Source organism: Chlamydiales bacterium (genome assembly GCA_031292375.1).
Classification (GTDB): Bacteria; Chlamydiota; Chlamydiia; order Chlamydiales; family VFKH01; genus JARLHF01.
The window spans coordinates 26523-33347 of sequence record JARLHF010000048.1 but is presented as its reverse complement, the minus strand read 5'-3'; the positions used below and the strand labels follow the sequence as shown (position 1 = coordinate 33347).

Annotated in this window: 6 protein-coding genes; all 6 read right to left on the bottom strand. The window is 37.3% G+C overall.

Going from position 1 to position 6825, the window contains the following annotated elements; genetic code table 11:
* Window positions 1-206: 206 nt before the first annotated feature.
* Window positions 207-725 carry a DUF4172 domain-containing protein gene (locus P4L16_06100; GenBank protein MDR3624694.1) on the bottom strand — a complete coding sequence of 173 codons (519 nt, stop codon included), beginning with the start codon at window positions 723-725 and terminating at the stop codon, window positions 207-209.
* 85 nt (window positions 726-810) lie between these two features.
* A complete protein-coding gene (locus P4L16_06095; GenBank protein ID MDR3624693.1) occupies window positions 811-2244 on the bottom strand; it encodes a Do family serine endopeptidase in 1434 nt (477 codons plus the stop codon).
* Between the two features lie 13 nt (window positions 2245-2257).
* The gene (locus P4L16_06090; GenBank protein MDR3624692.1) at window positions 2258-3031 is read right to left on the bottom strand and encodes a DUF1698 domain-containing protein; all 774 of its coding nucleotides are present in this window, start codon (window positions 3029-3031) and stop codon (window positions 2258-2260) included.
* A complete protein-coding gene (locus tag P4L16_06085) occupies window positions 3031-4185 on the bottom strand; it encodes a M50 family metallopeptidase (GenBank protein MDR3624691.1) in 1155 nt (384 codons plus the stop codon). The genes P4L16_06090 and P4L16_06085 overlap by 1 nt, the downstream gene beginning before the upstream one ends.
* Window positions 4182-5054: a succinate--CoA ligase subunit alpha gene (gene sucD / locus P4L16_06080; protein MDR3624690.1), complete on the bottom strand. Its 873-nt coding sequence runs from the start codon at window positions 5052-5054 to the stop codon at window positions 4182-4184. Before sucD ends, P4L16_06085 begins: the two co-directional genes overlap by 4 nt.
* 6 nt (window positions 5055-5060) lie before the next feature.
* The gene (sucC, locus tag P4L16_06075) at window positions 5061-6248 is read right to left on the bottom strand and encodes an ADP-forming succinate--CoA ligase subunit beta (GenBank protein ID MDR3624689.1); all 1188 of its coding nucleotides are present in this window, start codon (window positions 6246-6248) and stop codon (window positions 5061-5063) included.
* Window positions 6249-6825: the final 577 nt, after the last annotated feature.

Genomic DNA, 6825 nt, shown 5'->3' with positions numbered 1-6825 from the left:
GTTAAAATTGTCTTTTTTGACATCTTTATCGTTAAATTTTTCAACCATATGTTCACATATGCTTGAAAAATTTATCAATAAATCTACTCAAAAAATTTCAATTTTTCTAAGCAAAGCTAATTATGCAAGAAGTCTAATATTTAATTGATAGCGGGTGTGACGCAATTCGCCCGATTTTATTAAAGCACCTTTTTGAACTAAATCTGTCAAATCACGTGTAGCTGTAGTGTAGATCTAGAGCTTTTTGTAATAGCAATATAGTTTTCTGCACTTAAGCCCCCCTTAAAACCACTTGGGCCCTCTGCAAACATTCTTAACAGAACTTTTTCTTGGCGTGGATTAATTTTTCCAGAAAGCTTTGTAAGCATTTTTGACTTATTAATTAAAAAATAAAGCAGATTTAAAGATTCATAGACACTACAGAGAAGCTCTGCCATCCTTGATTCTTTATCCGATTCCTTTAAAGTCGTACATAATCCAAAGTGCCGTTTAATCGATGATTGCAAACTTTCTCTATCAAGAAGTTCCCCTTCAATCTTTGAACTTTCTAGGCCTTCTGAACTGAGGATCTCAACAATAAACTGATTGTATTCTTGCTCGCTTATGTTTTTCAAAAATGCAGCAGAAGTTCCTACACTCAAAAGAAATTGTCTTTCCCTCTGAGCTATTTGATTAAAATCACAGCTAAATTTTGGCCAACCAGGCAACTTCCAATTCCAAGGCATGAGTAATAGAACCCCTCTCTATAACTCAAATTTATACATAAACATGAGTTATAGAGCAAGATTCTATAACTCATGCTCTCGTAATTTACTCATCGAACTTCAAAGATACGAAGCGCACATAGGGTCCTTGCTTTACAAGTAAAAGAACTCTATGGTTTGGATAGGACTCCTTCATAGCTTTTTCAAACTCTCCAACAGAAGCAACCTCTTTTCGATCTACCGAAATAATTAAAGAGCCAGCCTTAATCCCCGCAAGTTCTGCTAAAGAACCTGGAATTACTTTTGTAACAACTACGCCCTTTTCAGCAGTATATCCTAAACGAGAAGATAGGTCAGAAGTGAGCTCTTCAACGCTAAATCCAAGCTTTGATGTAATTTCTTTGGAAGCAAGCTTTTCAGCTTCGGGGTAAGATCCAATTGTAATGGTTATAAACTCCTCTTTACCATCACGAATGATTTTTAGCTTGAGCTTGGTTCCAGGCGCCATCATAGAAACACTATTTCTAAAAGCACTTATGTTATCAACAGGGTTATCATTAAAAGCTACGATGATATCACCTTGCTTTAAGCCAGCTTTCTCTGCAGGAGAATCCTTAACAACTTCAGCTGCAAGCGCACCTTGTGGCTTTGCAAGCTTAAACGATGCCGCCAAATTTTCATCCACTGGCTGCATAGAGACGCCCAAATACCCTCGAACCACTTCTCCTGTTTTAATTAATTGATCCATAATGCGCTGCGCCATACTACTTGGCACCGCAAAGCCAATACCCATGGAGCCTCCGTTACTAGAACCACTTACAATTGCTGTATTAATACCAATAACATTTCCATCCGCATCAATGAGGGGCCCTCCAGAATTACCTGGATTAATTGCAGCATCTGTCTGTATAAAATCTTCAAAGTCTGTCAAATGAAGATCATTTCTTCCCTTAGCGCTCACAACACCCAGTGTAACAGTTGCATCTAATCCGAATGGATTACCAATTGCCATCACAATTTCGCCAATATCTACTTGGTCTGAGTCTCCAAGTGTAAGAAAAGGATAGGAATCCCCTTCAATCCTAATCACTGCAAGATCACTTTTGGGGTCATTACCAATCAGCTTGGCCTCTACTTTTTTACCACCATATAAAGTTACGCTAATCTTTTCAGCATCCTCTACAACATGATTATTTGTTAAAATATAACCATCTTTACTTACCAAAAAACCAGAACCTCTTACAATATCTGGACTAGACTTTTTAGGACGCATGTGAGGCGATGGCATTCCAAAAAACTTATTAAAAAAATCATCCCTAAAAAGATCTATCTCCCCCTCACCTCTTCCTTTACTACTAGAAGGCATCTCTGATTCAATAAAAACCACAGCAGACACGCTCTGCTTTGCAATTTTACTGATAGCTTTAGATGTTTCCTTCAAATAATTAATGGGAGGCAGAGACTCTGCAATACAAAGAGAGGGTGTTACAAAGCTAAGACATGAACAAATCGTTATAAGTATAGACAAATTCTTTTTCATAAAACACTCCATGTTATTTGAGTTTTAACAATTCTGATCCTGTAATCATAAAAAGGGAATCGGGGATATTTTCTCTTAAAGGCGCAATCTCGTCAATAGAGGGAAAAACTCCATTCATGTTAAGAAAGGTCGTGTAGTTAATACCAGATAATGGGCCTGGATGAAGTACTTGTTCCGTTGCATTACAAGGGATAAGATAGGTTTTTCGAAGATGTTTATGCCAAAAACGTGAACCTGTAGGCACGCTTACAAGGACTTTATGAGGGTATTTTGACAAATCAAGAGGCTCTCTTACAATTCTTTTTTGATTCAGTGTCTGTTCTTCTTTAATAGGAGGCTCTAAAATAAGGTAAGAGCCTAATTTAGTCATTACATCTAACACTTCCTGGTAGGGCTCTTCAAAATGATGAATAATACTCAGGCCTAGCACAACATCAAAGTGTTCTACTTCTGCAAGCATTTTTAAATCATGAAGTGCAAGCTTGCGTTTAAGCAAAATGGCTTTTCCATTGCGATTCAATTTGCATAATTTGAGAAGGGCCTGAGCGATATGCTCTACTCCCTCAACCATCACAAAACAGCCTTGAAACTCCTCTGCCAAGCGCAAAGAAAAATAACCCATATTTGCTCCTATATCGAGCACTTTTACAGGGCGCTTAAACTTTTTAAAAAATTTGCGAATTGCAAAATAGCGAAATTCACATTCGCGACCACCATAAAAAATAGGCTTTCCATCCACCCAAACATCTTGATAAAAAACTTCTCCCTCTCTTGTCTGACAGCCCATTATACCCCTTGTATACTATCTACAAAATGTTTAAATTCTATATTATCTCTAATCAGATCAAACTCGCTATTTTTTAAAATCTTATCAATATCCACAACACCCTCGCTCAAAGCACATTCAAGCCATCCAACTGCCGGCTCTGACATTTTTAATGCAGCATAAGCTTTTGCTGTAATAAGTGCTGTATCACCCGTTGGCTGCAATTGAAACGCTTCTTCTGCAAGTTCTACAGTTTTTTGATAATTGTCATATTCAAAAGCAAGCGCATGAAAACGTGGCAAAACCTCTGCTGACACTGAGGGAAGAGAGCAAAGACATTGATAAGCTAGAGCTTTTTTTTCAGGGTCATTTGCTGACTCTTCAAGAAGAATTAATGCAGAAGTCTCTGTTGCTATATTGTAAATAACCCCACTACTAGAAAGTTTTCTAACCTTTTGAAAATCCTCAAAAGCTTCTCTTTTCATGCCTAAAAGCAATTTTTTTTCAGCATCTTCAAATAGCCTCTGTAAATCAGCATTTTGATCTTGCACACTCATTAATTTACTGTCCTTAAAAGATCTATAACTCATAAAAGCTAGCATAAAAAACAAAATACCTACAAAAATCTGTCCCTCTACTAAAAACAAAAAAGTAAGTCCCGTTGCTAAAAAAAGACTAATTAAATGCGTTATCTTAATTGCTTTAAAACCAATGATTTTTTCCAAAACAATTCTAAGAAGTTGCCCTCCATCTAGAGGTAGTACTGGTATCAAATTAAGGCATGTCCATAAAAAATTAATGATCGTCAAAATGTTGACAGAAAAAAATAAAAGACTTTGTTTATCACCAATATGGGGTAAAAGAAAATATCCAAGTAAAAAAAGCAAAAAACCAGCCAAGGGGCCACAAAGCACTACCAAAAACTCTTCCCAAAGCTTTAATTTACGCCCTTCCCTATACGTCATCCCTCCAAATGCAAAAAGCTCTATATGAACAGACTGTTGAAATAACTTAGCTGTTAAAGCATGACCACATTCATGAATTAAGACCGAAATAAAAATAATAAAAACCCACACCAAAATTTGAATAGGCTCATTAGAATTAAGAAAACCAATTAAAGCTGCAAAAAGCCAAAAAAAGGGATGTATTCTTAAGGGAATTTTTAGATTCATCATTTAACTACTTTTAAAAGTGTTTGTCCCATAGCTGCAGGATTTAAGGTAACTGCAACACCTGCTCTTCTAAGAGCGTCTATTTTTTGCTTAGCAGACCCCAAATCCCTTTGAACAATAGCTCCAGCATGTCCCATTCGATGACCTGTAGGCGCCATACTTCCTGCAATGAACGCTACTATTGGCTTGGTTGCATGTCCTTTAATCCACTCTGCAGCCTCTTCCTCCAAAGTACCCCCCACTTCCCCTATCATCAAGATACTTTTGGTTTGTGGATCCTTTTCAAAAAGCTTTAAAATATCTACAAAATTTACACCTACAACAGGGTCTCCACCAATACCTACACACGTTGACTGACCAAGGCCTGCCCGTGTTATTTGAAGCGCAGCTTCATAATTGAGCGTGCCGGAGCGAGAAACAATACCCACAGATCCTTTTTGATGAATATATCCTGTCATAATACCCATTCTACATTCACCTGGCGTTATAATACCCGGAGAATTTGGACCTATTAACTTGCTTGTTTTACTTTTGCTCATGACTCTTTTAACAAAGAGCATATCATTAATAGGAATACCCTCTGTAATGCATATAATTAATTCAATACCCGCTTCCTCTGCTTCTAAAATAGCTTTTGCAGCGAAAGGAGCTGGCACAAAAATCATGCTTGCATTACATTCAAGCACGCGTTTTGCATCAAATACCGTATCAAAAACAGGAAGATCTAAAATTAAAGTCCCTCCTTTTCCAGGAACAACCCCACCTACTATCTTAGAGCCATATTTCAAACTTTGTTCCGTATGAAAATATCCTGCTTTACCGCTAATACCTTGTGTGATAATACGCGTATGCTTATTTACTAAAATTGACATAACTTTTTAAAGTATCCCTGCTGCAATCACGGCTTTCTTTGCTGCATCTTCTAACCCATCTGCAATGGTAACATTAAACTTAGACTGTGCAAGAAGATAACATCCCTTATCGCGATTGGTTCCCTCCATTCTTACAATAATTGGAATGCTCTTCTGTTTTTTAACTAAACCAACATAGAGTTCTTTTAAAGCTTGAATTATCCCTTCCGCAATAACCATACAGTCCATAATCCCACCAAAAATATTTACAAGAATAGCCCTTACTTTTGCATCTTTTATTAAAATTTTAAACCCTTCTGCAACTCTGTCTTTTGTAGCACTGCCTCCAATATCCAAAAAATTGGCAGGAGATCCTCCAAAATAATCGATGATATCCATCGTAGCCATAGCAAGGCCTGCACCATTAACCATGCAACCAATATCACCTTGTAATGGCACATAAGAAAAATTATGCATATTTGCCAAAACTTCACGAGTGGTAAACTGTGATGGATCGTATAAAGCTTGTAATTCTTCATGCCTAAAAAGTGCGTTATCATCAATGGACAACTTTACATCTAAGGGTATGAGCTTATTTTCCTCTGTAAGGGCAAGTGGATTAATTTCCAAAAGCGTTGCATCCATCGAAATGAAAGCATCTGCCAATTGTGTTATAAATTGACAACCTATATCCCTCAAATCATCTTGCCAGCCCATAAAAAGGCCTATTTTTTCAAGATCAGAAGCTGTAACTTTTCCATCTAATGAAAAATAGACCTTTAAAAAACTATTTGGGTCTTTTTGCATTTTTTCTTCTACATCTATGCCAGCTTCCTTAGAAACTAAAATATAGGGCTCTGCCACCTTAAAATCGATCAAAAGTGCAATATAATATTCCTTTTGAACAACTACTGGAGCTGTAATTAGCACCTGATGAACAACTTTTCCATTCTTTCCTGTCTGCTCATTGACAATACGAAGACCTATCATTTCCTTAGCTGCAAGAATGATAGCCTCTTTTCCCTTCACGATTTGTACACCACCAGCCTTTGCCCTACCTCCTGCATGTACCTGAGCCTTTATGACAGCTTCACTCAACTTGAGATCGAAAAGGGCCTTCTTAACTTCATCGCTATTGGATGCAATAGCAAACTCTGGGATGAAGATGCCCCATTTTCTTAAGAGCTCTTTTGCTTGATATTCGTGTAGATACATATTTTCCAAAGCTTTGTGTATATGCAAACAAGTTCAAGAATTAGCAACTCATGCCCATGTCCGCATGCTGTTACCTGTAACTTACATTTTACTATTTTTTAAGTAAACTATTTGGATTTGACAAATGGGCCTAATCAAAAGTTTTGAAAACATCCAATCTATCTTTTTTACTACAGGAAAAATGCCTAAAGAACTCGAATTTCCAGAGAATTGGCTCAAGTCAGGGCCTATTTTAAAGTTTTTGCGTGACATGAGTTATTAATCAAGAATTCTACTTTGCTATTACACATTTTTTTATGCTTGGAAACGTCTTCCTATGGCGAATACCCTAGGATACTATAACGCAGGCCTTCAGCCTGCAAATCATGTTTTGGAATAACCTAGGGCGTGTGCCCTAGGCTTTTATAATACAGGGCGATGCCCTGAAAATTATGCTTAAAACTACTTCAGGCTGAAAGTCTGATCTATAAAAGCCTAGGGCACACGCCCTAGGTACCATCAGCATGTAATTTGCAGGCTAAAATCCTGAGTTATAATAACCTAAGGCGTGTGCCCTAGGCTTTTATAATACAGGGCG

Bases quoted from the DNA above. Each gene is read 5' to 3' on its own strand.
- P4L16_06100 (MDR3624694.1), bottom strand. From the start codon at position 725: ATGCCTTGGAATTGGAAGTTGCCTGGTTGGCCAAAATTTAGCTGTGAT.
- P4L16_06095 (MDR3624693.1), bottom strand. From the start codon at position 2,244: ATGAAAAAGAATTTGTCTATACTTATAACGATTTGTTCATGTCTTAGC.
- P4L16_06090 (MDR3624692.1), bottom strand. From the start codon at position 3,031: ATGGGCTGTCAGACAAGAGAGGGAGAAGTTTTTTATCAAGATGTTTGG.
- P4L16_06085 (MDR3624691.1), bottom strand. From the start codon at position 4,185: ATGATGAATCTAAAAATTCCCTTAAGAATACATCCCTTTTTTTGGCTT.
- sucD (MDR3624690.1), bottom strand. From the start codon at position 5,054: ATGTCAATTTTAGTAAATAAGCATACGCGTATTATCACACAAGGTATT.
- sucC (MDR3624689.1), bottom strand. From the start codon at position 6,248: ATGTATCTACACGAATATCAAGCAAAAGAGCTCTTAAGAAAATGGGGC.